Origin of the sequence: Streptomyces sp. NPDC088261 (assembly GCF_044740805.1) — a bacterium.
In the GTDB taxonomy this organism is placed as follows: domain Bacteria; phylum Actinomycetota; class Actinomycetes; order Streptomycetales; family Streptomycetaceae; genus Streptomyces.
In genome coordinates, this window is sequence record NZ_JBIURL010000007.1 from 362170 (window position 1) to 387205 (window position 25036).

At 72.1% G+C, this 25036-nt stretch carries 13 protein-coding genes; 8 read left to right on the forward strand and 5 right to left on the reverse strand.

Annotated elements, in window-relative coordinates:
- Window positions 1–347 precede the first annotated feature (347 nt).
- From ACIODU_RS17035 to ACIODU_RS17055, 5 genes are read left to right on the forward strand one after another with little or no spacing between them, the layout of a single operon-like run.
- Window positions 348–3311: a family 78 glycoside hydrolase catalytic domain gene (locus ACIODU_RS17035; RefSeq protein WP_401768232.1), complete on the forward strand. Its 2964-nt coding sequence runs from the start codon at window positions 348–350 to the stop codon at window positions 3309–3311.
- Window positions 3308–4606 (forward strand): extracellular solute-binding protein, encoded by a 1299-nt coding sequence (locus ACIODU_RS17040; RefSeq protein ID WP_401768234.1) that lies wholly within the window; start codon window positions 3308–3310, stop codon window positions 4604–4606. Before ACIODU_RS17035 ends, ACIODU_RS17040 begins: the two co-directional genes overlap by 4 nt.
- Window positions 4603–5592, forward strand: coding sequence for a carbohydrate ABC transporter permease (locus ACIODU_RS17045; protein ID WP_401768236.1), 990 nt, complete (start codon window positions 4603–4605; stop codon window positions 5590–5592). Before ACIODU_RS17040 ends, ACIODU_RS17045 begins: the two co-directional genes overlap by 4 nt.
- Entirely contained in the window at window positions 5589–6467 is an 879-nt protein-coding gene (locus ACIODU_RS17050) for a carbohydrate ABC transporter permease (RefSeq protein WP_356431079.1), read from the forward strand. Before ACIODU_RS17045 ends, ACIODU_RS17050 begins: the two co-directional genes overlap by 4 nt.
- Window positions 6451–10845, forward strand: coding sequence for a hypothetical protein (locus tag ACIODU_RS17055; protein WP_401768238.1), 4395 nt, complete (start codon window positions 6451–6453; stop codon window positions 10843–10845). The genes ACIODU_RS17050 and ACIODU_RS17055 overlap by 17 nt, the downstream gene beginning before the upstream one ends.
- A 104-nt stretch (window positions 10846–10949) precedes the next feature.
- Here ACIODU_RS17055 and ACIODU_RS17060 read toward each other — a convergent pair whose 3' ends face one another.
- The 3 genes from ACIODU_RS17060 to ACIODU_RS17070 all read right to left on the reverse strand — a co-directional run bounded on the left by ACIODU_RS17060 (window position 10950) and on the right by ACIODU_RS17070 (window position 14418).
- A complete protein-coding gene (locus ACIODU_RS17060; RefSeq protein WP_401768240.1) occupies window positions 10950–12407 on the reverse strand; it encodes an FGGY family carbohydrate kinase in 1458 nt (485 codons plus the stop codon).
- 118 nt (window positions 12408–12525) lie between these two features.
- The gene (locus tag ACIODU_RS17065) at window positions 12526–13542 is read right to left on the reverse strand and encodes a 2-hydroxyacid dehydrogenase (RefSeq protein ID WP_401768242.1); all 1017 of its coding nucleotides are present in this window, start codon (window positions 13540–13542) and stop codon (window positions 12526–12528) included.
- A 90-nt stretch (window positions 13543–13632) separates the two neighbouring features.
- Window positions 13633–14418 (reverse strand): DeoR/GlpR family DNA-binding transcription regulator, encoded by a 786-nt coding sequence (locus ACIODU_RS17070; RefSeq protein WP_356431072.1) that lies wholly within the window; start codon window positions 14416–14418, stop codon window positions 13633–13635.
- 190 nt (window positions 14419–14608) lie between these two features.
- Here ACIODU_RS17070 and ACIODU_RS17075 point away from each other — a divergent pair, with 190 nt between their 5' ends.
- From ACIODU_RS17075 to acnA, 3 genes are all read left to right on the forward strand, one after another.
- Entirely contained in the window at window positions 14609–16117 is a 1509-nt protein-coding gene (locus ACIODU_RS17075; RefSeq protein ID WP_401768244.1) for an FGGY-family carbohydrate kinase, read from the forward strand.
- Window positions 16114–16749, forward strand: coding sequence for a histidine phosphatase family protein (locus ACIODU_RS17080; RefSeq protein WP_401768246.1), 636 nt, complete (start codon window positions 16114–16116; stop codon window positions 16747–16749). Before ACIODU_RS17075 ends, ACIODU_RS17080 begins: the two co-directional genes overlap by 4 nt.
- 245 nt (window positions 16750–16994) lie before the next feature.
- The gene (acnA, locus tag ACIODU_RS17085) at window positions 16995–19709 is read left to right on the forward strand and encodes an aconitate hydratase AcnA (protein ID WP_356431066.1); all 2715 of its coding nucleotides are present in this window, start codon (window positions 16995–16997) and stop codon (window positions 19707–19709) included.
- A 113-nt stretch (window positions 19710–19822) separates the two neighbouring features.
- Here acnA and ACIODU_RS17090 read toward each other — a convergent pair whose 3' ends face one another.
- Both ACIODU_RS17090 and ACIODU_RS17095 read right to left on the reverse strand, forming a co-directional pair.
- Window positions 19823–20869 (reverse strand): alcohol dehydrogenase catalytic domain-containing protein, encoded by a 1047-nt coding sequence (locus ACIODU_RS17090; RefSeq protein WP_401768248.1) that lies wholly within the window; start codon window positions 20867–20869, stop codon window positions 19823–19825.
- A 194-nt stretch (window positions 20870–21063) separates the two neighbouring features.
- On the reverse strand, window positions 21064–24903 hold the full coding sequence (locus ACIODU_RS17095) for a GH92 family glycosyl hydrolase (protein ID WP_401768250.1): 3840 nt from the start codon (window positions 24901–24903) through the stop codon (window positions 21064–21066).
- Between the last annotated feature and the right edge of the window lie 133 nt (window positions 24904–25036).

Consider the following 25036-nt stretch of genomic DNA (forward strand, 5'->3'; position numbering starts at 1 on the left):
CTCTGTCTGGCGTACGGGTGTCCCGTCCGCGCCGATCCATGCCACCCAACGCGTTCCGGCCGCGGGGAGGATGACATCGCGTCACCTGTCGACCATCGTTTTAACGCTCTCTCATGTGGTAATCACACCGCATATCCCGTGGGGCGGCGCGCCACGCCCTGAGGTGCGTGTCCGTATGAGGCGTTTGGACCCTTTATCTGCCGCCGAGTTGACACCCGGTCGGCACTCTTGACACCCCTGTGGGCGGCTCATAGTCTCCACGCCACGGAATTCACGTTAGATTCACGTCAGATTTCACATTCGACGTGGTCGTGTGCGCTGTCGCGGCGCCAAGGAAGGACGTGCTCGTGTCCGGATCCCCGGCAGCGGACGCACGGACCCCGAGACCCACCGCCCCGCCGCCGGGCCCGCGGCCCTACGCGCTGCGGTGCGACCACCGCACCACCCCCCTCGGTACGGACGAGCCCGCGCCCCTGCTCTCCTGGCGGCTGGAGTCGGACCGGCGCGGCGACGACCCCGTCGCCTACCGGGTCAGGGTCGCCGAGGATCCCCGGGACCTGGCGGGCGGGGGACGGCCGCTCTGGGACACCGGGCGGGTCGCGGACCCGGACGCCGTCAGGGTGGTCTACGGCGGGCCCGCCCTGACGGCCCGTACGCGCTACCACTGGCGTGTCACCGTGTGGCCCGCGGGACCCTCGCCCCTGCGCCCCGCCGAGGCCACGTCGTGGTTCGAGACCGGGATGACCGGCAACAGGGCGAACGACAGCACGACGAACCACAGCACGACGACCGACCGCACGGCAACCGGCGCCGACCCGTGGCGCGCCTCCTGGATCGCCCACGACCCCCGCCCCGTCGACGTCGTGGACGCCCCCACCGACGGCGTCGTCGCCCTCGACCACCACGGCCTCGCCCCCTGCCCCCTCCTGCGCCGGGCCTTCTCCGCGCCGCGCCCGGCGCGCGCCCGCCTCTACGTCAGCGCCCGGGGCCTGTACGAGGTGAGGATCAACGGCGCCCGCGTCGGCGACGCCGAACTCGCCCCCGGCTGGACCGACTACCACCACCGCGTCCAGTACCAGACGTACGACGTCACCGACCTCCTCCGGGCCGGCGAGAACGTCCTCGCCGCGACCCTCGCCGACGGCTGGTGGAGCGGGTTCGTCGGCTTCGAGCCGCGCAGGGCCGGCGCCCACTACGGCACGTTCCCGCAGCTGATCGCCGAACTGCACCTCACCGGCGCCGACGGCCGTACGACCAAGGTCGTCACCGATCCCGCCTGGCGCACCGCCACCGGCGCGACCCGCCACGCCGACCTGCTCATGGGCGAGTGCCACGACCTGCGGTACGCGGCCGACGGCTGGGACCTGCCCGGCTTCGACGATTCCCACTGGTCGCCCGCCGTCGTCACGGACACCGACCACCGGCTGCTGGTGGCCTCACCCGACGAGCCGGTCCGGGCCACCACCACCCTGCTGCCCCGTACGATCACCCGCGTCGCGCCCGACGTCCACCTGGTCGACTTCGGCCAGAACCTCGCGGGGCGGGTACGGCTGCGCGTCCCCGCCCTCCCGGCGGGTGGCCGGGTGGTCGTCCGGCACGCCGAAGTCCTCGACGGGACCGAGCGGTTGTACACCGCCAACCTCAGGACGGCCGCCGCGACCGACACCCTCGTCGGCGACGGACGCGCGAACGTCATGTTCGAACCCCGCTTCACCTACCACGGCTTCCGCTACGCCGAGATCAGCGGCCTCCCCGACGTCGACCCGTCGGACGTCGTCGCCGTCGTCCTGCACAGCGACACCCCGTGGGCCGGCGCGTTCGACTGCTCGGACCCCGGCATCCGCCGCCTGCACGACTGCGTCTCCTGGGGGCAGCGCTCCAACTTCGTCAGCGTCCCGACGGACTGCCCGCAGCGCGACGAACGCCTCGGCTGGCTCGCCGACGCCCAGGTGTTCCTGCCCACCGCCGCCCTCAACGCCGACGTCGCCGCGTTCTTCACCAAGTGGCTGCGGGACGTGGACGACGCGCGCACCCCCGACGGCGGCTTCACCAACGTCGCCCCCCGCCTCGCGGGGGTGGACGACGAAGGGGCGCCCGGGTGGGGCGACGCCGGGGTGATCATCCCGTGGCACCTCTACCGTACGTACGACGACCCGCGCTTCCTCGCCCGCGCGCTGGACGGAATGCGCGCCTGGGTCGACCTGATCCACCGTCACAACCCTGACCTGGTCTGGCGGAAGAGGGTCGGACCGCACTTCTCCGACTGGCTCGCACCCGGCACCCCCACCCCGCGCGACGTCATCGCCACCGCGTACTTCGCGCACAGCGCCAGGATCACCTCCCTGGCGGCGGACGTCCTGGGGGAGCGGGAGACAGCGCGGCGGTACGGGAAGCTGGCCGACGCCATCGAGGCCGTCTTCGCCGAACAGTTCGTCACGACCGACGTCACCGCCGACGCGAGCGCCAACGGGACCGCCGACGAGACCTCCGTACGCATCGAAGGCGACACCCAGACCGGCTACCTCGTCGCCCTCGCCTTCGGACTCCTCCCCGCCGACCTCGCGGACGCCGCCGCCCGCCGCCTCGCCGAACTGGTCGAACAGGCCGGACCCGCCCTCACCACCGGCTTCCTCGGCGTCGCCCTCGCCGCCCCCGTCCTGGACGCGCACGGCAGGGCCGACCTCGCGCACGCGCTCCTGCGCCGTACGGACCACCCCTCCTGGCTCTTCCCCCTGCGCCACGGCGCCACCACCGTGTGGGAGCGCTGGGACGGCTGGACCCCCGAGGGCGGCTTCCAGGCGGCGTCCATGAACTCCTTCAACCACTACGCGCTCGGCTCCGTCGGCGAATGGCTCTACCGCGGGGTCGCCGGGCTCGGCCAGCACCCGGACTCCACCGGCTACCGGCACCTGAGCGTCCGGCCCCACCCCGGCGGACTCGCCCACGCCGGCGCCCGGCACGAATCCGTACGCGGCGCGGTCGAGGTCCGCTGGACCCGGGACGGCGACCGCTTCGAACTGCGGGTCCAGGTACCCCCGGGCGCCACCGCCGACGTCCGCGTCCCCACCACCGACCCCGCGTCGGTCCGCGAGTCGGACACGCCGGCCGACGACGCCCCGCACGTCACCCCGCTCACCACCGGCCGCGACCACGCCCTGTACCGGGTCGCCTCCGGCGCGTACCGCTTCACCAGTGTGTACGCCGACACGTCCCCGACGGCCCGGCTCCCGCACGCGCTCCGCCAGGACCGGCGCCGACCGAGCCCGGCGGCGGCCTCGTTCGCCGGCACCCACGAGGAGGACACACCATGAGCACCGGCTCCCGCGCCCGCCCCGCCCGGCGTACGGTCAGCCGCCGGGGATTCCTCCGCATCGGCGGCGGGGCCGCCGCCGCCACCGCGCTCCCCGGCCTCGCGGCCTGCTCGGGCTCCGGCTCCGGACGCGTACGGATCGTCGGGGTCACCGACCAGCAGAAGCCCCTCGACGAACTCCTCCCCGTCTACCTCAAGAGCCACCCGGACACGGAGTTCTCCACCTCCTACGCCCCCACCGACCAGGTGCAGACCGTCGTACGGACCCAACTCGCCGGCGGCAACGCGCCCGACGCGCACGTCCTGTTCCCCGGCAGCGGCAGCGCCATGTCCATGGTCGAGCTGGCGAAGGGCGGACTCCTCACCGATCTCTCCGACCAGGAGTGGACCAAGGGCATCCCGGACAGCTTCGACGCCGCGTACCGCCACGACGGCAAGACCTACCTGTACTCGGCGGGCAGCAGTGTCATCGGCGCCGTCTACAACAAGAAGGCCTTCGCGAAGGCCGGGGTGTCCCCGCCCCGTACCTGGAGCGAACTCCTGACCGTCTGCGCCAGGTTGAAGGCGAAGGGCATCGTCCCCCTGGCGCTCGGTGCCCAGACCCCCTGGGTCACCCAGCTGATCACCTACGCGCTGGTGCCCGACGCCGTCTACGCCGACAACCCGCGCTTCGACGACGACATGGCCGCCGGGCGCACGACCTTCGCCGAGTCGGGCTGGGCCGACGCGATGGGCAAGTACCAGGAACTCCAGCGCCGCGGCTTCTTCAACGACAACCCCAACGGCACCACCTTCGAGCAGCAGACCGCGATGGTCGCCGCCGGGAAGGCCGCCATGGCCGTCCAGGTCTCCGCCGTGCTGGCCATGTACCGCGAGGCCACCCGGACACCCGCGGACCTCGGCATGTTCCCCTTCCCCGGCGGCGAGGACCCGGCGAGGGCCTGGATCCCCGCCGGGATCGTCGTCGGCCTCGGCGTCGCCGCCCGCGCCGACAACAAGGAGAAGGCGAAGTCGCTGATCGCGTTCCTCGGCGAGCAGCGGAACCTCAACCGCTGGGCCGCCGCCGTCTCGGCGATCCCCCTCACCCGGGACGCCACCACGAAGATCGACCCGATACTGGCCGACTTCCTGCCCATCGTCGACGCCGAGCGCGCCGTCCCCTTCATGGACCAGCGCTGGCCCAACGCCGAGGTGCAGCCCGCCCACTTCGCGGCCGTACAGGACCTGCTCGCGGGGGAGACCGACGTCAAGGGAGCGCTCGGCCAGATGGACAAGGCCTACGGGATGGACTCGTGAACTCCCTTCCCGGGACGACCACGTCGGACGGCAACAGGCCGCAGGACCCGGACCCCTCCGGCACGGCCGCCCGGCGCGGCACCCCGGACCCGGGCCGCCGCAGACGGGTCCGCCGCGACCAGACCGTACCGCCGTGGGCCTTCGTCGTCCCGGCCCTCGTCGTGTACGCCGTCGTGGTGCTCTACCCGAGCCTCGCGGGGGTCGTGTACGCCTTCACCGACTGGTCCGGCATCGGCGGCTTCTCCTTCATCGGGCTGGACAACTTCCGCACCCTGCTGGACGACGACCGCGCGCTGGAGTCCGTCGGGAACACACTGATGCTCACCGTCGCGGTGGTGGTGGTCCAGAACGCCATCGGCCTGCTCCTCGCGCTCGGTGTGAACACGAACATCCACTCCCGGTCGCTGCTGCGGGTCATCTTCTTCGCCCCCGCCGTCGTCAGCCCCGTGATGGTCGCGTTCCTCTGGAAGTACGTCTACAACCCGGACAACGGCGCCGGAATCAACGGGGTCCTCGGCGCGATCGGCCTCGGCGGGCTGCGCCAGGACTGGCTCGGCAACCCGTCCCTCGCCCTGTGGTCCGTCGCCGCGATGGTGATCTGGCAGTACGCGGGCTACTCGATGGTCGTCTTCCTCGCCGGGCTCCAGGGCGTACCCGTCGAACTCCACGAGGCGGCCCGGATCGACGGCGCGGGGACGTGGCAGCGCTTCCGGTACGTCACGTGGCCGCTGCTCGCCCCGGCGCTGACCATCAACCTGATGCTGTCGACCATCGGCGGGCTGAAGCTCTTCGACCAGGTGTACGCGGCCACCAACGGCGGCCCCGGCACGTCGAGCGAGACGCTGTCGACGGTCCTGTACAAGGAAGCCTTCGTGTTCGGGAAGTTCGGCTACAGCACCGCCGTCGCCCTGGTCCTCGCGCTCTTCGTCGCCGCCGTCTCCCTCGTCCAACTCCGTTACCTACGCGCCCGGGAGGTGACCGCGTGAGCGCCACCACGCTCGCGGGAAGGCCCGAACGACGGGCGGAGGAGAAGCGCAAACGCCGTCCCCGGTACGGGAGTTACGCCCTCGAACTGGGCATGGCCGCCGCCGCCGTCGTCTTCCTCTTCCCGGTGTACGCGCTGCTGACCCTGGCCCTCAAGGACCCGCAGCAGATCGCCGATTCGCCCCTGTCCCTGCCGGCCCCGCCCACCCTGGCCAACTTCGGCGACGCCTGGACGTCCGCGTCCCTCGCCTCCGCCCTGGTGAACAGCGCGGTCATCACCGGGTTCAGCCTGCTGCTGCTCATCGTCCTCGGCTCCACGGGCGCCTACTACCTGGCCCGCACGGCGAAGGGACTCGGCTACGGGCTGTACGTCCTGTTCCTGCTGGGGATCGTCCTGCCCTTCCAGCTCGGGATGATCCCGCTGTACAAGCTGGTCGACAACCTGGGCTGGCTCGGGACGTACCACGGCATGGTCCTCTTCTACACCGGCATCCAGCTGCCGTTCACGATCTTCCTCTACACCGGTTTCATCCGCGCACTGCCCGCGGACTACGCGCAGGCGGCGCTCATCGACGGCTGCGATCACCGGCAGGCGTTCACCCGGATCGTCTTCCCGCTGCTGCGGCCCATCACCGGGACCGTGATCATCCTGAACGCGGTGTTCGTCTGGAACGACTTCTTCACCCCGCTGCTCTACCTGGGCGGCTCGGGGAAGGAGACCGTGCCGGTCGGTGTCTTCTCCTTCGTGGGCCAGTACGTCTCCGACTACGGGCTCGTCTTCGCCGGCCTTGTCCTGGCGGCGCTGCCGATCCTGCTGGTCTTCCTCGTCCTCCAGCGCTTTGTGATCAAGGGGTTCGCGGGTGGCCTCAAGGGCTGAGGGGGCGGCCGGCCCGCTCCCCGGCCCGCCCGGGCGGGAGCGTCCGCCCGCAGGGCTTCCCGCGCGGGTCGCGGACATCCTCGCCGACCCGCCGCGCGCCTTCTCGCCCACCGCCATCTGGTGGTGGAGCGGCGAACCGCTCGACCGGGCGCGGCTGCGGGCGCAGCTCGAACGCTTCGTCGAGGGCGGGGTGTTCCAGCTCGTCCTGCTCAACCTGGCCCCGACGGGGCCGCTGTTCGGCTCCGACGCCGACGACCCGCCGTTCCTCTCCGACGCCTGGTGGACCCTGCTCGAAGGGGTCTGCGACGACGCCCGCGCGCTCGGGGTCAGCCTCTGGTTCTACGACCAACTGGGCTTCTCCGGGGCCGATCTCCAGGCCCGGCTGGTGGACGAACGGCCCGCGTTCGCCGGCCGCCGCCTCGCCCGCGTACGGGCCGTGGTCGACGGCGGGGGAGAGCTGCGCCTGCCGCCACCGGGCGAGCCGCTCGCGGCGTCCGCGCGACCCGTGGACGCGGAGGACCGGGCCGCGGGCCCGCCGATCCCCCTGTCCTTCTCCCACCCGGCCCCCGGGTCCGGCGGCGCGGTGGTCGTCCGGGCCCCGGACGGTCCGGGCCGCTGGCTCCTGACGATCCATCATCACGTGCCGCAGGGCTTCGACTACCTCGGCGCGGACGCGTGCGCCGCGCTCCTGGACGCGGTGCACGGCTCCTTCGAACGGCGCCTGGGGGAGCGGCTGGGCACGGTCGTGGTCGGCTCGTTCCAGGACGAACTCCCCGCGCTGCCCACCTGGTCCGCCGGCTTCGCGGACGCGTTCCTGCGGCGGCGCGGCTACGACCTGACCACCCTGCTGGACGTGCTGTACGACGACGAGGGCGGCGGCACCTCGGACCCCGCCGTCCTGTCCACCCGCCGCGACTACCACCTGACCCGCGCCGAACTCGCCGAAGAGGCCTTCTTCCGGCCCCTCGCCGCCTGGCACGAGCGCCACGGCCTGCTCGTCGGCTGCGACCAGCAGGACCCCGCCCGCGCCGGACACCCGCTCGCCGGGGTCGAGTTGTACGCCGACTACGCCCGTACCCACCGCTGGTTCTCCGCCCCCGGCTCCGACCACCACGGCGACGCCCGTATCCACTCCTCGCTCGCCCACCTGTACGGCAGGGCGCGCACCTGGATCGAGGCGTTCCACTCCACCGGCTGGGGCGGCACGCTGGAGGAGACGTACGACTGGCTCCTGCCCTGGCTCCGCGCCGGCGTGACCCTCTACAACCCGCACGCCGTCTACTACACGACCAAGGGCGGCTGGTGGGAGTGGGCGCCGCCCGGCACCGACTGGCGTCAGCCCTACTGGCGGCACCACCGCGTCTTCGCCGACGCCGTGACGCGGCTGTGCGCGATCCTGAGCCTCGGCAGCCACCTCTGCGACGTGGCGGTCCTGCTGCCGACGACGACCGCCCAGGCCGGTTCCGCGCTGGACGGCGTCTCGGCGGAGGCGGTACGGGCGCAGTCGACGTACCTCGAACTGGTCGGCGACATGTCCTGGTTCAGGACCCGCCCCGGCCTCCTGGACCGGCTGGGCCTGGACGCGGACGTCGTCGACGACGCGTCGCTGGCGGGCGCCCAGGTCCGGCGGCCGGTCCCCGCCGCCACGGTCGCGCGCCTCCATATGGCGGACGAGGCGTACGCGGCGGTGGTCCTGCCCGCGTGCACGGTCCTGGAGGAGGAGACGGCACGCCGGCTGATCGATTTCGCCACGGCGGGAGGGCGGTTGATCGCGCTGGGGGCCGTCCCGGAGCTGATCCTCGGGCCGGAGGGGGCGGCGGCGCTGGAGGAGATGAGGGCGTGCTTCAAGGACGGCCGGGCGACGTTCCTGCCCGCGACGGACGACCTGCGGACCGAACTCACCGGCCTGCTGCCGGAGTTGCCCGCGTCAAGCACCGAGCGGCGGGAGCGGCCGGGCCAGCCGGAGCAGTCGGAGCGGCCGGGCCAGCCGGGCCAGCCGGGTCAGTCGGGTCAGTCGGACCAGTCGGACCAGCCGGGCCAGTCGGGCCAGTCGGGCCAGTCGGACCAGCGTGAGCAGCCGGGCCAGCCGGACCAGCCCGTACCGGCCGGGACCGAGGCCGCCTTCGTGCCCGCCGTGCGGGCCACCGTCCCCGTGCTCGGGCGGCGCGTGGACGGGGCCACCGTCGTGTTCCTGACCGCCGGGGCGCCCCGCGCGACCCAGGCCGCCGTCGCCGCGCCCGACGAGCGCGGCGCCGCTCTGGGCTGGCTCGACGCCCGTTATGACTTCGACCCGGCCCGCTACGCCCGTACGGCCCGGGTGCGGGTACGGGACGTCGCGGGCCCGGCCGTCCTGCTCGATCCGTTCGGCGGCGCGCCCCGCACCCTGCCGGTCCGCGCGGCCGAGGACGACGTCCGGTGCGGGGAGGTCGAGGTGCCCTTCGACACGGGACCGGCGGCGCTGCTCGTCTTCCCGGCGGGTTCGGAGACCACCGCCGGGACGGCCGACCCGCCCACCGGGTCGGCCAGGGGGGCCGCCGTGTCAGTGGAGATCCCGCAGGACGCGCCGTGGCACATGACGCTCGTCCCGACCCTCGACAACACCTGGGGCGACTTCGCCCGCCCGGCCACGGGCCCGTACCCCACCACCACCCCTCCTCCCCTCCACGTCACGACATACCGCACCTTCCGCCACCGCGTGGAAGGGCCGGGCGAGGACGGCGTACGGGACGGATGGGCCGGGTCGCGGCGTGCGGACGCGGACAGCGGGGCGGAGGCGACCGCCCACGCCACCTTCGGGCCGCGTGCCGTCCTGGTCGGCGCGGACGGCGACCGTACCCCGCTCGTCTGGTCCGACACCCTCGGCATCCACAAGGATCCGGTCCACCGTGCCGTGCTCGGCCCCAAGGGCCATGTCCCGGAGGAATTCCTGCACCTCGGAGCGACGGCGGCGGGCACCGCCGTCCGCGTCGAGGCCGCACTCCACCTGGACCACGCCTTCGACGGCCACCTGGCGGTGGGAGCCGCCGCGGCCAAGTCCGCGCGCCTGGACGGCCGGACGGTCGCCCTGGACGACGAGGGGCACCTCGCCCTGGGAGCGGTTCGCGTGCGGCCGGGCCCGCACCTCCTCGAACTCACCCTGACACCTGACCGGGAAACCGACCTGCGGGCGCACGTCGCGCTGGTCCGCGACCCGGACCGATACCGCCGCCCCGAGTGGATCGCCCCCCACACCGGCCGGAACAGCGTGGGAACCACCCTCACCCTCACCGCCGTTCCCACCCGGGCGACGATCCAGATCGCCTCCCACGGCTCCTGCGTCCTGCGCGTCAACGGCCACGTGGTCGGCAGGCAGGGCGGGTTCGACCCGTACACCGATCACACCGTCCCGAGGGTGCGCCGGCACGACATCGCCCCGGCCCTGCGCGTCGGCGACAACACCGTCGTCGTGGAATCGACCGCCGCCGGTTCCCCCGTACTGGTGGACGCGACGCTCGACCACGGTGACGGCCGGACCACCGGCCTTTACAGCCACGCCGGTTGGTGGTCCGGGCACGCGGCCGGTCCGCGCTTCCCGGTCGTGGTACGGCGCGAGCAGTCGGGCGACCCGGCCGCACTGTGCCTGCGCCGCCGCCCGCACCCCCTGCCCGGCGCCGCCTGGCTGGACCCGGACGCGGACGACGGCACGGTCGTACCCCTCAGGTTCGGAGTCCCGGGCGAGCGGGGAGCGGTGGAGTGGCTGTGGTGCGAACTACCCTCCGGGGCGGCAAAGTTGACCCTCGCCGTACACACCCCCGGGACGCGGGTCTTTGTCGACGGCCGCGAGCACCCGGTGGAGGAGGCGGCCCCCGACGCCGACGGCGTTCGCACCCTGACCGTGGCCCTGACCCGGCAACCTCCCACCGCCTCCGCACCACCCCACCCCAGGACCCTCGCCCTGCGCCTGGAAACCCGCCCGGGCCACCGGGGCGGCGCCGCGCTCGCCGGCCCCGTACGCTGCGCGGTCGGCCCGGGCCTGATCCGTACCGGCGACTGGGAGACGCAGGGCCTCGCGGAGTACAGCGGCGGTGTGCGCTACACCCGCGAGGTGACCCTGCCCGCCGGCCGTGCGAAGGACGGCCGGACGATCCTGGACCTCGGACGGGTGCGGGGCACGGCCGAGGTCCGGATCGACGGTGTGCCCGCGGGCGTACGGATCTGCTCCCCGTACGAGTTCGACGTGCCGGACGCGACCGCCTCCGGCCCCCACACGATCGAGATCACGGTCTACGGCACCCTGGCCCCCCACCTGGACGCCACCAGCCCCACCCACTTCGTCTTCCCCGGCCAACGCGTCACGGGCCTGCTGGGCCCGGTCCGGCTCCTCCGTTCGCCACGCTGACCACGCATGGGGACGGCGCGGCCGGCAGGGGCCCGTACAACAAGCGTCCGTCAGCGGCCCGAGCGAGGACGAGCCGGCCGAAGAGCACGCTCAGCCCCCGACCCTCACCCCCGCCGCCCGTCGGCCGGTCCCCGCCAGCGTTCCCGCGCGTTCGCGACCCGGAACAGGTAGTCCACGTACGCCATGTCGTAGAACTCCACAGCCGCCGGGTCCGGGTCCACCACCCGCTCCGGCGCCGTCCACGCCGCCACGTCGAGGGCGTGGCCCCCCTCGCCTCCCCGCGCCGCGACCCCGGCCAGGACGGCGCCCCGCGCGCCCGGTTCCGGGCCGCGGGCCACCCGCAGCGGGCGGCCCAGGACGTCGGCGAACAGCCGCAGCCACGCCAGACTGCGGGTGCCGCCGCCGGAGATGGCCAGCTCGCCGGTGAGCCCCGCCGCGTCCAGGCAGTGGCGCGCCGCGAGGGCGATCGCCTCGCACATGCCCCGTACCAGATCCGCGCGGGACGCCCGCAGGTCGAGACCGGTGAACTCCGCGCGTGCGGTGGGGTCCACGAAGGGGGCGCGCTCGCCGGACGGCGAGAGGTACGGCAGCGCGGCCACGCCGTTCGCGCCGCGCGGCGACTCGTCCAGCATCCCCGACACCTGGTCGTGCGTGGCGCCCACCAGCCCCAGCACCCAGTCGAGCGCGACCGTCCCGGTCATCGCGGGCAGGGCCCTCATGTGGCGGTCGGGCCGGGCCGTGGCGAGGTGGAAGCCCACCGGCTCCGCGTCGAACGCGACGCTCTCCACGACCACTTGGCACGCCAGCGTCGTACCGACGATCAGCAGTCCGTCACCCGGCTCGGTCACCCCCGCGCCGATCGCGGTCGCGGGCAGGTCGTACGGTCCCGACGTCACCGGCGTCCCGGCGGGCAGGCCCGGCGTGCGGCCATCGGCCGTCCCGTACGGCAGGGTCGCCGCGATCGGCGGCAACAGGTCCGCGCGGTGCGCCACCCCCAGGGCCGCCAGCGCCTCCGGGGAGTACGTGCGGGTGCGCGGGTCGAGGAAGGGGACCGACGCGTCCGAGAGATCCGTCCCGCGCTCGCCCGTCAGCCGCAGGTGGAGAACGTCCTTGCAGCACGCGGCGGTCGTGGCCGCGTCCAGGGACTCCGGCTCGTTGCGGTCCAGCCAGGCCAGGAGCGGTCCCGGGGAGCCGGGGAACAGGACGTTCCCCGTCCGCCGGTACACCCGCTCCGCCGTACCGTCCTCCATCCACCCCGCCACCAGGTCACCGGCCCGGCCGTCCATCCACGACATCGCGGGGCGCACGGCCCGTCCCCCGGCGTCCACCAGCCACAGGCCGTCGCCCTGACCGGTCATCGCGACCAGCTCCGGCGCCCCGCCGTCGGTCACCGCCGCGAGGACGTGGGCGGCTGCCCGTACCACCTCTTCGAGGTCCTGCTCGACCCGCTCGCCCCGGCCGCCGAGCGAGATCGGTGCCGACTCGACCCGCAGCGCGGTGCCGTCCTCCGCGAAGGCCGCCGCCTTGGCGACCGAGGTTCCCATGTCCAGTCCGACGAACACCGTGCCTCCTCTGTCGTGACCCGCGGAACCCGAGGCCCGTCCCGAGACGCCCCGGCCCCTGTGTCCGTGTGTCCCTGACGACCAGTCAGGTCCCTGTCTCCTGATGACCAGTCAAGCCTCAGACGACGCGGTGGGCGAGAGGCTCGCCGCGCAGGAACCGGCCCACTTCGGCGGCGGCCGTCCTGGCCGCGTTGTGCGCGACCGCCGTGTTCGCGCCCGCCAGGTGAGGGGTCATCACCAGCCGGGGCGCCGACCGCAGCCGCGAGCCGGCCGGCGGCGGCTCCACCGCGAACACGTCGAGCCCGGCCGCCGCCAGCCGCCCCGACTCCAGCGCGTCGCACAGCGCGTCCTCGTCCAGCAGCGCGCCCCGCGCGCAGTTCACCACCACCGCGCCCTCGGGCAGCAGCGCCAGTTCGCGGGCGCCGAGCAGCCCCCGGGTCTCCGGGGTGAGCCGGGCGTGCAGCGACACCACGTCGGAGGTACGGAGCAGCTCGTCCAGGTCGGCGACGGGCGTGCCCACCTCGCGCAGCGACTCCGGGTCCGCGTACGGGTCGTACACCTGGACGCGCGCGCCGAACGCGCCCAGCGCCCGCGCCACCCGGCTGCCGACCGCGCCGCAGCCGATGAGCCCGACCCGCGCGCCGTCCAGACCGGGACCGCAGTTGTCGTACGTGTAGAATTCACCCGCCCACCGGCCTGCGGCGAGCGCGGCGGACGTCTCGGGGATACGGCGCATCGTGGCCAGCAGCAGGCCGACCGTGTACTCGGCGGTGGCGGCGGCGTTGCGTCCCGGGGTGTTGCAGACCTGGACGCCGCGTTCCTTCGCCGCGTCGAGGTTGACGTTCACGGGCCCGCCCCGGCCGACGACCACCAGCCGCAGGTCGGGGGCGCCCTCCAGCACCTTCCTGGTCACCGGGGCCATCTGGGTGACACAGATCCGTACGCCGTTGAGCGCGGCCAGGAGCGTGGCCTCGTCGCCCGACGCCTCGACGACCTCGGAGACCGGGCCGAAGGGGGTGAGGGGCCAGGGGAGGAGCAGTTCGCCGATCGTATGACCGTCACCGATCTCGGCGGTCAGTTCCCGGGCGAACAGGTCGGGGGCGACAAAATGGTCGCCGGCGGCGAGGATCTTCATCGTGGACTCTCCCTGGTCGTGGCGGTCCCGTCGGAACGGGGGCGGATCGGGGCTCAAGTGACCGGTCGGACGGTCGGCTCTGACGACGGCTCAGGTCGGGGCGATCTCGTACCGGACCCCGCTCTCGTCCAGCGAGCGCAGGACGTCCGGCGGGGTGCGGTCGTCGACCAGGACGAGGTCGAACGCGGAGAGCGGCGCCAGCCGGTACAGCGCGGTCCTGCCGATCTTGGAATGGTCGATCATCAGCACCTTACGGCCGGAGGCCGCGAGCATCGCGCGTTTGACGGCGACTATGCGCTGTTCCTGGTGGAAGGCGTGGTCGCCGAACACCGACGACGTGGACACGAAACACAGATCGACGCGCAGCGCCTCGACGGCCTCGACGCACGGGACGCCGAGGAAGGAGTCGTGCAGCGGGTCGTAGTCGCCGCCCAGGGCCATCAGGTGCACCCCGCGCTCCCCGGAGAGGAGGTTCAGCGCCTCCAGGAAGTTGGTGACGACGGTGAGCGGTTCGAACCGGGGGAGGAGCCTCGCCAGTTCCAGCGCGGTGGTCGAGTCGTCGATCATCACCGACATGCCGGGCTCGACCAGGGTGGCCGCCTTCGCGGCGAGGGCTTCCTTCTCCGGCCGCATGGACTTCTTGCGGTACGCCACGTTGCTCTCGAACACCCCGGAGGGCTGGGCGGTGACACCCCCGCGGAACTTGCGCAGGACCCCTTCCCGCTCCAGCTCGTCGATGTCGCGGTAGATGGTCATCGGACTCACGCCGAACCGCTCCGCCAGGTCCGCCGCGGACGCCGATCCCTCGGTCAGTACGTGATCGGAGATCTCGCGGCGGCGCTGTGCGGGGCCGAGCTGGCTCTTGTCCTGTGACATACCCCGGTCCTGTTCCTCACCAATAACATGAAGCTCTGAGGATATAACATAGATTGTTGAGGTCCGCCGTGGTCGCGGTGTGAAAAGCGTCGGTGAGGACACAGGACGCAGACACAGCGCACAGACACAGCGCACTGCACGCTGCTCTCCGGAGACCGGCGGCCCGAACAGAGCAGGAAGGCAGGCAGGGGTGACGGACGCACACCACGACGACGTGTGGCTCGGTCTCGACCTCGGGACGCAGGGCGTCCGCGCCCTGGCCGTCACCGACGACGGGCGGGTACGGGGCCGGGGCTCCGCCCCCCTCACCGGCCACCGCCACGGCGGCCGCCACGAACAGCTCCCCGCCGACTGGTGGACGGCCGCGACCGCCGCCCTCCGCCGTACCCTCCGCACGGTCCCCGCCACCCGGGTGCGGGGGATCGCCGTGTGCGGCACGTCGGGCACCGTCCTGCTCACCGACGCCCACGGCACCCCCCTCACCGCCGCCCTCATGTACGACGACGGCCGGGCGGCGGCCGAGGCGCGGTACGCCCAGGAGACCTGCGCCGACGTATGGCGCGACCTGGGGATCCGTATCCAGCCCAGCTGGGCCCTCGCCAAACTCCTGTGGCTCACGGGCGCGCACCACGACGGCGCGCCCGGCGCGGAACCCGCCGCCCCCGCCCGGCTGCGCGGCGCCCGCGTCTGCCACCAGGCCGACTTCGTCACCGGCCGGCTCGTAGGCCACCGCGTGGCGACCGACTCCAGCCACGCCCTCAAGACCGGATACGACCTGTACTCCCGTACGTGGCCCACCGCCGTCCACGACCGGCTCGGGCTCTCCGGCCTCGACTTCCCCGATGTCGTGGCGCCCGGCACCCCGCTCGGCACGGTGGGCCGCGAGGCGGCCGGGGCGACGGGCCTCGCCGAGGGCACGCCCGTCCTCGCCGGGATGACGGACGGCTGCGCGGCCCAACTGGGCTCCGGGGCCTGGGAGGTCGGGCGGTGGAACTCCGTCCTCGGCACCACCCTCGTCCTCAAGGGCGTCACCGCCTCTCCTCTCCACGACCCCGCGGGCGTCGTCTACAACCACCGCTCCCCGGACGGGAACTGGCTGCCCGGCGGCGCCTCCAGCGTCGGGGCCGGCATCCTGACCCGGACGTTCCCCGGCGCCGACCTCGGGCGGCTCGACCTGCGCGCCGCCGTGCGCGAGCCGGCGAGCACGGTGGCGTACCCCCTGGTCTCCCGCGGTGAGCGCTTCCCCTTCGTGGCGCCCGACGCCGAGGCGTTCGTGCTCGGCACGCCGGCCGACGAGGCGGACCACCACGCGGCGCTGCTCCAGGGCGTCGCCCTGGCCGAACGGCTCTGCCTCGCGTACGTACGGATGCTCGGCGCGCCGGTCGAGGGCCCGGTGACCCTCACCGGCGGCGCGACCCGCAGCGCCTACTGGAACCAGCTGCGCGCGGACGTCCTCGGCCGCCCCGCCGCGATCCCCGAACACACCGACCCGGCGCTCGGCATGGCGGTGCTGGCGGCGTACGGGGTACGGGGCGGCGGCCGGGCCCCCCGGGGCATGGTCCGTATCCGTACGACGCTGGAGCCGCGCCAGGACCACCACGACCGTTTCACGGCCCCGTTCGTGACGCTGGTGGACGAACTGGAACGCCGGGGCTGGCTCCCGCACGAAACGGCGACGTACGCGAGGACAGAGGGATGACCCCCCACGCACCGACGGACACCCCCACCCCCACCACGCTCTTCCTGTCCCGCCACGGCGAGACGGTCTGGCACGCGGAGAACCGCTACGCGGGGATCAGCGACATCGACCTGACCCCTCTGGGGGCCGAGCAGGCCGAGGCCCTGGCCCGCTGGGCCGCCGACGCGCGCCTCGACGCGATCGTCACGTCCCCGCTCTCCCGCGCCCGCCGCACGGCGGCCCCGGCGGCCCGCACGACCGGACTGCGACCGGCAGTCGAAGCGGCCCTCACCGAAATCGACTTCGGCATCGCGGAGGGCCGGACCCTCACCGAACTGGAAGCCTCCCACCCCCACGAGGTCGAGGCCTTCCGCCGCGACCCGGCCGCGCACCCGCTACCGGGCGGAGAAGCCCCCGAGGCCGCCGCGACCCGGGGCGCGACAGCACTCCTCCACCTCGCGGCCACCCACCCGGGCGACCGGATCCTGGTGGTGGCCCACAACACGCTCTTCCGCCTGGTCCTCTGCCACCTGCTGTCCATCCCGAAGACGAACTACCGCCGAACCCTCCCGGGCCTCCGCAACTGCGCCGTCACCGAACTCCGCGTCACAGCCGACCAGACGTCCTTGATCTCCTACAACGTCCCGACGTAACGACAGCCGACCGGAGAAGACAGCCGCCGTCAGCGGGTCCGGGCATGACCCTGCCGTGCTCATGTACTAGAGTTATCTCGACATCGAGATATATGCCGAAGACGTACCGGAGTCGCTCGATCGGTGAGGGTTACCTTAGTAAGTTACCTTAGCGGATCGGCGAGGGGTCGTGGCGGCATCACGCGGCGGTTGCCGCACCTGAGGTACGGCGCGGTAGAACGCGCACATTGATGAAGGAGACTGTCGTGTCGGCGAACAGCTTCGACGCCCGCAGCACGCTGCGCGTGGGTGACGAGTCGTACGAGATCTTCAAGCTGGACAAGGTCGAGGGCTCCGAGCGCCTCCCGTACAGCCTGAAGGTGCTGCTGGAGAACCTGCTCCGCACCGAGGACGGCGCGAACATCACCGCCGACCACATCCGCTCCGTCGGGGCCTGGGACTCGCAGGCCCAGCCGAGCCAGGAGATCCAGTTCACGCCGGCCCGCGTGATCATGCAGGACTTCACCGGAGTGCCCTGCGTGGTCGACCTCGCCACCATGCGCGAGGCCGTCAAGGAGCTGGGCGGTGACCCGGCGAAGATCAATCCGCTGGCCCCGGCCGAGCTGGTCATCGACCACTCCGTGATCGCCGACAAGTTCGGTACGCCGGACTCGTTCGCGCAGAACGTGGAGCTGGAGTACGGCCGCAACAAGGAGCGCTACCAGTTCCTGCGCTGGGGCCAGACCGCGTTCGACGAGTTCAAGGTCGTCCCGCCCGGCACCGGCATCGTCCACCAGGTCAACATCGAGCACCTGGCCCGTACGGTCATGGTCCGGGGCGGCCAGGCGTACCCCGACACCCTCGTCGGCACCGACTCGCACACCACCATGGTCAACGGCCTCGGTGTGCTGGGCTGGGGCGTCGGCGGGATCGAGGCCGAGGCGGCCATGCTCGGCCAGCCCGTCTCGATGCTCATCCCGCGTGTCGTCGGCTTCAAGCTGACCGGCGAGCTGACCCCGGGCACCACCGCCACGGACCTCGTCCTCACCATCACCGAGATGCTGCGCAAGCACGGCGTGGTCGGCAAGTTCGTCGAGTTCTACGGGGAGGGCGTCGCCGCCACCTCGCTGGCCAACCGCGCCACCATCGGCAACATGTCGCCGGAGTTCGGCTCCACCGCCGCGATCTTCCCGATCGACGACGAGACCATCAAGTACCTGAAGCTCACCGGCCGTTCCGACCAGCAGGTCGCGCTGGTCGAGGCGTACGCCAAGGAGCAGGGCCTCTGGCTGGACCCGGCCGCCGAGCCCGACTTCTCCGAGCGCCTTGAACTCGACCTCTCCACGGTCGTCCCCTCGATCGCCGGCCCGAAGCGTCCGCAGGACCGCATCGTCCTCGCCGACGCCAAGGCGCAGTTCGCCCACGACGTGAAGAACTACGTCACGGACGACGAGGAGGCGGGCAAGGAGTCCTTCCCGGCCTCCGACTCCCCGGCCAGCAGCAACGGCGTGCCCACCAAGCCGACCCTGGTCACCACCCCGGACGGCTCGACGTACGAGATCGACCACGGCGCGGTCACCGTCGCCGCGATCACCTCCTGCACCAACACGTCCAACCCGTACGTGATGGTCGCCGCCGCGCTCGTCGCCAAGAAGGCCGTCGAGAAGGGCCTGACCCGCAAGCCGTGGGTCAAGACCACCCTCGCCCCCGGCTCCAAGGTCGTCACCGACTACTTCGACAAGGCCGGCCTCACGCCGTACCTCGACAAGCTCGGCTTCAACCTGGTCGGTTACGGCTGCACCACCTGCATCGGCAACTCGGGCCCGCTGGACGAGGAGATCTCGAAGGCGGTCAACGAGGCCGACCTCGCCGTCGCGGCCGTGCTCTCGGGCAACCGCAACTTCGAGGGGCGCATCAACCCCGACGTGAAGATGAACTACCTGGCCTCCCCGCCGCTGGTCGTCGCCTACGCCATCGCGGGCTCCATGAAGGTGGACATCACCCGGGACGCGATCGGCACCGACCAGGACGGCAAGCCGGTCCACCTGGAGGACATCTGGCCCACCGAGGCCGAGGTCAACGAGGTCGTGGCCTCCGCGATCGGCCAGGACATGTTCACCGACTCGTACAAGGACGTCTTCGCGGGCGACGAGCAGTGGAAGGCACTGTCCATCCCCACCGGCAACACCTTCGAGTGGGACCCGCAGTCCACGTACGTCCGCAAGCCCCCCTACTTCGAGGGCATGACGATGGAGACGACCCCGGTCGCCGACATCGCGGGCGCGCGGGTGCTCGCCAAGCTGGGCGACTCGGTCACCACCGACCACATCTCCCCGGCCGGCGCGATCAAGGCCGACACCCCGGCCGGCAAGTACCTCACGGAACACAGCGTCGAGCGCCGCGACTTCAACTCGTACGGCTCCCGACGGGGCAACCACGAGGTCATGATCCGCGGCACGTTCGCCAACATCCGCCTGCGCAACCAGATCGCGCCGGGCACCGAGGGCGGCTACACCCGCGACTTCACCGCCGAGGGCGGCCCGGTCTCCTTCATCTACGACGCCTCCCAGAACTACCAGGCCGCCGGCGTTCCGCTGGTCGTCCTGGCGGGCAAGGAGTACGGCTCGGGCTCGTCCCGCGACTGGGCCGCGAAGGGCACCGCGCTGCTCGGCGTGAAGGCCGTCATCGCCGAGTCGTACGAGCGCATCCACCGCTCGAACCTGATCGGCATGGGCGTGCTCCCGCTCCAGTACCCGGAGGGCGCCTCGGCGCTGACCCTCGGGCTGACCGGTGAGGAGACCTTCTCCTTCACCGGCGTGACCGAGCTGAACAACGGCACCACCCCGCGCACGGTCAAGGTCACCACGGACACGGGCGTCGAGTTCGACGCGGTCGTCCGTATCGACACCCCCGGCGAGGCGGACTACTACCGCAACGGCGGCATCATGCAGTACGTGCTGCGCAGCCTGATCCGCAAGTAGGACGCGGCGGTCCGGGCAGGACCAAGCAGGACCAGCAAGACCAGGCAGGGCCCCCGCGCCGAGGCGCCGGGGCCCTGTCCTGTCTCCAGGTGCCGGTGATCAGATCCCGGTGATCAGCTCCCGGTCGTCAGCACCATGCGGAAGCGCGCCTCGCCCGCCAGCATCCGCGCGTACGCCGTGCTCACCTCTTCCAGGGGCAGCGGCTCCGTCCACGGCCTGATGCCCGTCCTCACCGCGAAGCGGAACATCTCCTCGCGGTCCAGCGTCGTCCCCGAGATCAGACCGTAGATCTTCTTCGTCCCGCCGATCAGCTCCCAGCCGCTGATCCGCAGCTCGTCCGCGGAGATCCCGACGAGGACCAGCTCGCCCCGGCGGCCCAGCCCGCCCAGGGCCGACGTCGTGGCCGCCGCGTCGGTGACCGTCGAGACGACGACCTTGGCGCCGCCGTACCCGCCGCCGTACTCCGTCAGCGTCTCCGCGACGTCCTGTTCCGTACTGTCGATGTAGTGGTCGGAGCCCAGATCGACCGCGAGCCGCGCCTTCTCCCTGCCCCGCGCGACCGCCACCGTCTCGAAGCCCATCCGGGCGGCGATCTGCACCGCCAGGTGTCCCACCCCGCCGAGCCCCTGCACCGCGACCAGGTCCCCCGGCCTGGCCGCGCTGTTGCGCAGCGCGTTGAAGGCGCTCAGGCCCGCGCACGCCAGCGCGGCCGCGTCCGCCGACGCCAGCCCGTCGGGGATCACGGAGAGGGCGCTCACCGGGAGCACCACCGTGTCGGCGAAACCGCCGGGGTACGAGAGGCCCGGGGTCTTCGCCTCCACACAGTTCACCGAGTCCCCCGACCGGCACGCCTCGCAGTGACCGCAGGTGCCCGCGATGTAGCCGCACGCGACGCGCTGCCCCGTCCGTACGCCGGTGACTCCGTCACCCACCGCCTCGATCCGCCCGGCGATCTCGTGGCCCGGTGTGAGGGGGAAGGCCGTGCCCGGCAGCCACCCCTCGATGATCGACACGTCCGAGTGGCAGATCCCGCACGCCTCCACGGCGACCCGGACCTCGCCCGGGCCGGGCTCGGGTACGGCGGTCTCGGTGACGCTGAACGGGCCGCCCGGCTCCGACACGAGCACCACACGGTTCACAGTCCGGCCGGTGAGGGCCATCGCGAGTCCCCTCTGCGTGGAAGCACACGACTTCCAGCTCTGTGTGGAAGCACACCACTTCCAGCCTGCGCCGGACGGGAGCCGCCCGCCACCCGAAGGGCCGCCGACGACAAGGCCCCCCCCGAAAACGCCGGACGGGCCACCGGCGTGTGCCGATGGCCCGTCCTGGCCCGGAGGCTCCGTCCTCCCGCGCGTCAGCGCAGCAGCTCCACCTCCGCCAGCGCCGCCTGGCCGTCCGTCACCAGCCGGTAGTGCGCGTACGCCCCCGGACGCGGCACCGTGAACGCCCGCGTCTGCTTGTCCCACGTGAAGGTCTCACCCGCCCGCGTGTCCAGCGTCGTCCACGTCGTGCCGTCGGCCGAGCCCTCCAGCCGCCAGCCGGTCGGCGCCGTCCGGGCCTTCGCCGAGGTCAGCGTGTACTGCACGGCCCGGGTGGACGTGGCCACCGGCAGGTCCACCGACTCGACGGGGGCCTCCGTGCGGGAGGAGTTGTCGAAGAGCGGGCCCGACGCGGTCAGCGCGTCCGTGCGGGGCGCCGGCACCTTGTCGTCCTTCGTGATCGAGACCGGCGCCGCGTTCGCGCCCGTGCCCCACGTGGAGGGCCTGGAGCCCATGGCGAACTCCAGCACGCCGCCCTTTTCCAGCACGTCGTGCGGCAGGGACGTGGAGTTCCAGGTCTTGCCGTTGACCTTCAGCCCCTGTACGTAGATGTTCTTGGCGCTGTTCTTCGGCGCCTTGACGACCAGGTCGCGGCCGTTGTCCAGGTGCACCGTCGTCTTCGTGAAGAGCGGCGAGCCGATCGCGTACTCCCCGCTGCCCATCACCAGCGGGTAGAAGCCGAGGGAGGAGAAGAGGTACCACGCCGACTGCTCGCCGTTGTCCTCGTCGCCGTGGTAGCCCTGGCCGATCTCGCTGCCGGTGTAGAGCCGGGAAAGGACCTCGCGGACCTTCTCCTGCGTCTTCCACGGCTGCGAGGCCGCGTTGTACATGTACGTGACGTGGTGGGCGACCTGGTTGGAGTGGCCGTACATGCCCATCCGGACGTCGCGCGCCTCCGTCATCTCGTGGATGACCCCGCCGTACGAGCCGACGAACTCGGCGCCGGCCGTCTCCGGCGTCGAGAAGTACGTGTCGAGCTTTTCGCCGAGCCCGGCCCGGCCGCCGTACAGGTTGGCCAGACCGCGGCTGTCCTGCGGCGCGGTGAAGGCGTAGCCCCAGCCGTTCGTCTCGGTGTAGTCGTACCCCCAGATCCGCGGGTCGTAGGTGGCCGACGGCACCCGCCAGTCGCCCTTGAGGTTACGGCCCTGGAAGAAGCCGGCCTGGGTGTCGAAGAGCGAGACGTAGTTCTGGGCGCGGTTGAGGAAGTACGCGGACTCCTCCTTGTAGCGCGCCTTCTTCGTCTTCTTGTAGAGCGCCTGGCCCATCTCCGCCAGGCCGTAGTCGTTGAGGTAGCCCTCCAGCGACCAGGACAGGCCCTCGTGGGTCTCCGTGGACGCGTAGCCGAGGAACGGCGACGTCTCCATGCCCTTGCGGCCCACCCCCGACATGGGGGGCGCCACGGTCGCGTTCTTGAGCGCCGCCTCGTACGCCGTCTCCGCGTCGAAGTCGACGCCCTTGACGTACGCGTCGGCGAAGGCCACGTCCGAGCTGGTGCCGGTCATCAGGTCGGCGTACCCGGGGGAGGACCAGCGGGAGATCCAGCCGCCGTCCTTGTACTGCTGGACGAAGCCGTCGACCAGCTTCCCGGCCTTCTTCGGGGTGAGGAAGGAGTACGCGGGCCACGTCGTCCGGTAGGTGTCCCAGAAGCCGTTGTTGACGTAGACCTCGCCGTCCACGATCTTCGCGCCGGTCTGCGTCGGCGTGTCGGGACCGGTCTGCGGCGAGAAGGGGCTGGCGTACTGCTGCTTCGGCCGGGACTTCGTACCGGTGTTCTCGAAGCCCGAGTTCGGGTACAGGTAGAGCCGGTAGAGGCTGGAGTACAGGGACGTCAGCTGGTCGTGGTCCGCGCCCTCCACCTCGATCCGGCCCAGCAGGGAGTCCCACGCCCGCTGTGCGCCGCTCTCGACCTTCTCGAAGCGGGTGCCGGCGGGGATCTCGTCGGCGAGGTTCTTCTTCGCCTGGTCGACGCTGATCAGCGAGGTGGCGAGGCGCAGTCCGACGGTACGGTCCGCTCCCGCGTCGAAGCGCAGGTAGCCGGTGACGTCGTCACGCCCGCCGCCGGTGAGCTTGCCGCTCGCCGTGACGGGTGCGTCGAAGACGCCGTATACGAAAAGCCGGGTGGCGCCGGTCGACAGACCGCTCTTGACGTCCGAGAAGCCGGTGAAGGAGTCGGTCGCCGGATCGAGGGTCAGCCCACCCGCGTTCGAAATATTGTCGAACACGATGCCGGCGTCGTCACCGGGGTACGTGAAGCGCATCATGGCCGCGTGGTCGGTCGGGGTCATCTCGGCCTTGAGGCCGTTCTCGAACGTGACGCCGTAGTAGTGCGGCTTCGCGGTCTCGTTCTCGTGCCGGAAGGGCAGCGCCCGCTCGGCGCGGTCCGGGTCCGGGACGCCGGCCGCGACGGACGGCATCAGCTGGAAGGTCTGCCGGTCGCCCATCCAGGGGCTCGGCTCGTGGCTGGCGCTGAACGCCTGGAGCGTGGGCAGGTTGTCGGCGTTGTTCGCGCGGGCGTATTCGTACAGCCAGCTGTCCGAACCGGCGTTGGTCACCGGCGTCCAGAAGTTGAAGCCGTTGGGCACGGCGGTCGCCGGGAAGGTGTTGCCGCGCGAGAACGACCCGCTGGAGTTGGTCCCGCGGACCGTGGACGCGTAGTCCGACAGGTGCGCGAGCCGCTTCTCCGGCGCCTTGGGCGCCAGGGTGATGTCGTCGATCCAGCCCTGGAACTTCCCGGGGCCCTTGGGGGCGTCGTACGCCACCAGCACGCGGTCGACGGTCTTGCCGGCGGCGACCGAGCCGATCCGGGCGTCGACCTGGTTCCACTGGTTGACGTACAGGCGTTTGGCGGCGCCCTGGCCCTGCGGCGTCAGCAGCCCGCCGTGCGAGTCGAGCGCCTTGAGGTCGCTGAGGTACGTGCCGTCCGTGAAGGCCAGGTCCACGGCGACGTTGGTCGCCGGGTAGTTGAGGTCCGTCTCCGGGAGGGACGGGTAGATCCGGTACGAGAGCGCGGTGTCGCGCCGTACCGCCGTGTTGACGTCGAAGACCTTGTTGTACGAGTACGCGCGGCCCTCGGGCTGGTGCGTACCGGCGTACTTGAGCGCCCGGGTGCCGGTGAACCCGGCGCCGGACTTGGCGGTCGGGGAGCCGGACGGGCCGCGGTCGACCTGCGTGCGCATCTCGGCGGGAGCCGGCGGGGTGGTGTCCCCGTCGGAGAACTGGACGTCCGCCAGCTGGGTGATGCCGGAACCGCCGTCGTTCGCGGCGATGTTCAGCCGGTAGTGCGCGTAGGCGGTGGGATTGTCGAATTCGTATGATTTGGTCTGGAAGCGTTCCGCGAAGGTCTCGCCGGTACGGGCGTCAAGGTCCTTCCACTCCTTGCCGTCGGCCGAACCCTGGAGCGTCCAGTCCGCGGGATCGCGCTCCGCGTGGTCGTTCGCCGAGGTCAGGGCGTACGTGACGACCTTGACCGGTTCCGCCAGGTCGAATTCGAGCCAGGCGGTCGACTCAAAGGCGAGCCACTTCGTGCCAGGGGTGACGTCGACCAGGTTCTCCTTGGTCTCGCCCCCGCCCGTGTTCTCGGCGCTGGCGCGGACCTCGGTCACCTGGTCCGTGACATTTCCGGGGATACCGGCGTTGAAGCCGCCGTCGACCCCCGATGCCCGTTTCTCGCCGCCGGGTCCGACTTCTACGGTGTTGCGCCAGTCCGGCTGGGATTCGTCCGCCTCGAAAGAGGAGGTGAATTCCCTTTCCGCCGGAGTCGGCCGGGCGGTCTGGGCGGTGGCGGCGGCCGGAGCCGTCATGACGAGCAGCGACGCGGTCGCCACGAGGGCGGCCGCATGCCATCGCCTGCGCCGGGGGGCGGATCTCTCCTGCATACCGAGTTTCCTCCTGCGAAACCATGCCGGACAACGTTGTCAAACAAGACGCGCGCGGTCCAGTAGGAGGCAACTGCGGGGTGGTGTCAAGGGTGTTGGAGGTGTGTCGGTGACGGGAGTGGCTGAGACTCGG

Coding starts and splice junctions, on each gene's coding strand:
- ACIODU_RS17040 (WP_401768234.1), top strand. CDS start 3,308: ATGAGCACCGGCTCCCGCGCCCGCCCCGCCCGGCGTACGGTCAGCCGC.
- ACIODU_RS17065 (WP_401768242.1), bottom strand. CDS start 13,542: ATGAAGATCCTCGCCGCCGGCGACCATTTTGTCGCCCCCGACCTGTTC.
- ACIODU_RS17070 (WP_356431072.1), bottom strand. CDS start 14,418: ATGTCACAGGACAAGAGCCAGCTCGGCCCCGCACAGCGCCGCCGCGAG.
- ACIODU_RS17080 (WP_401768246.1), top strand. CDS start 16,114: ATGACCCCCCACGCACCGACGGACACCCCCACCCCCACCACGCTCTTC.
- ACIODU_RS17090 (WP_401768248.1), bottom strand. CDS start 20,869: ATGGCCCTCACCGGCCGGACTGTGAACCGTGTGGTGCTCGTGTCGGAG.
- ACIODU_RS17095 (WP_401768250.1), bottom strand. CDS start 24,903: ATGCAGGAGAGATCCGCCCCCCGGCGCAGGCGATGGCATGCGGCCGCC.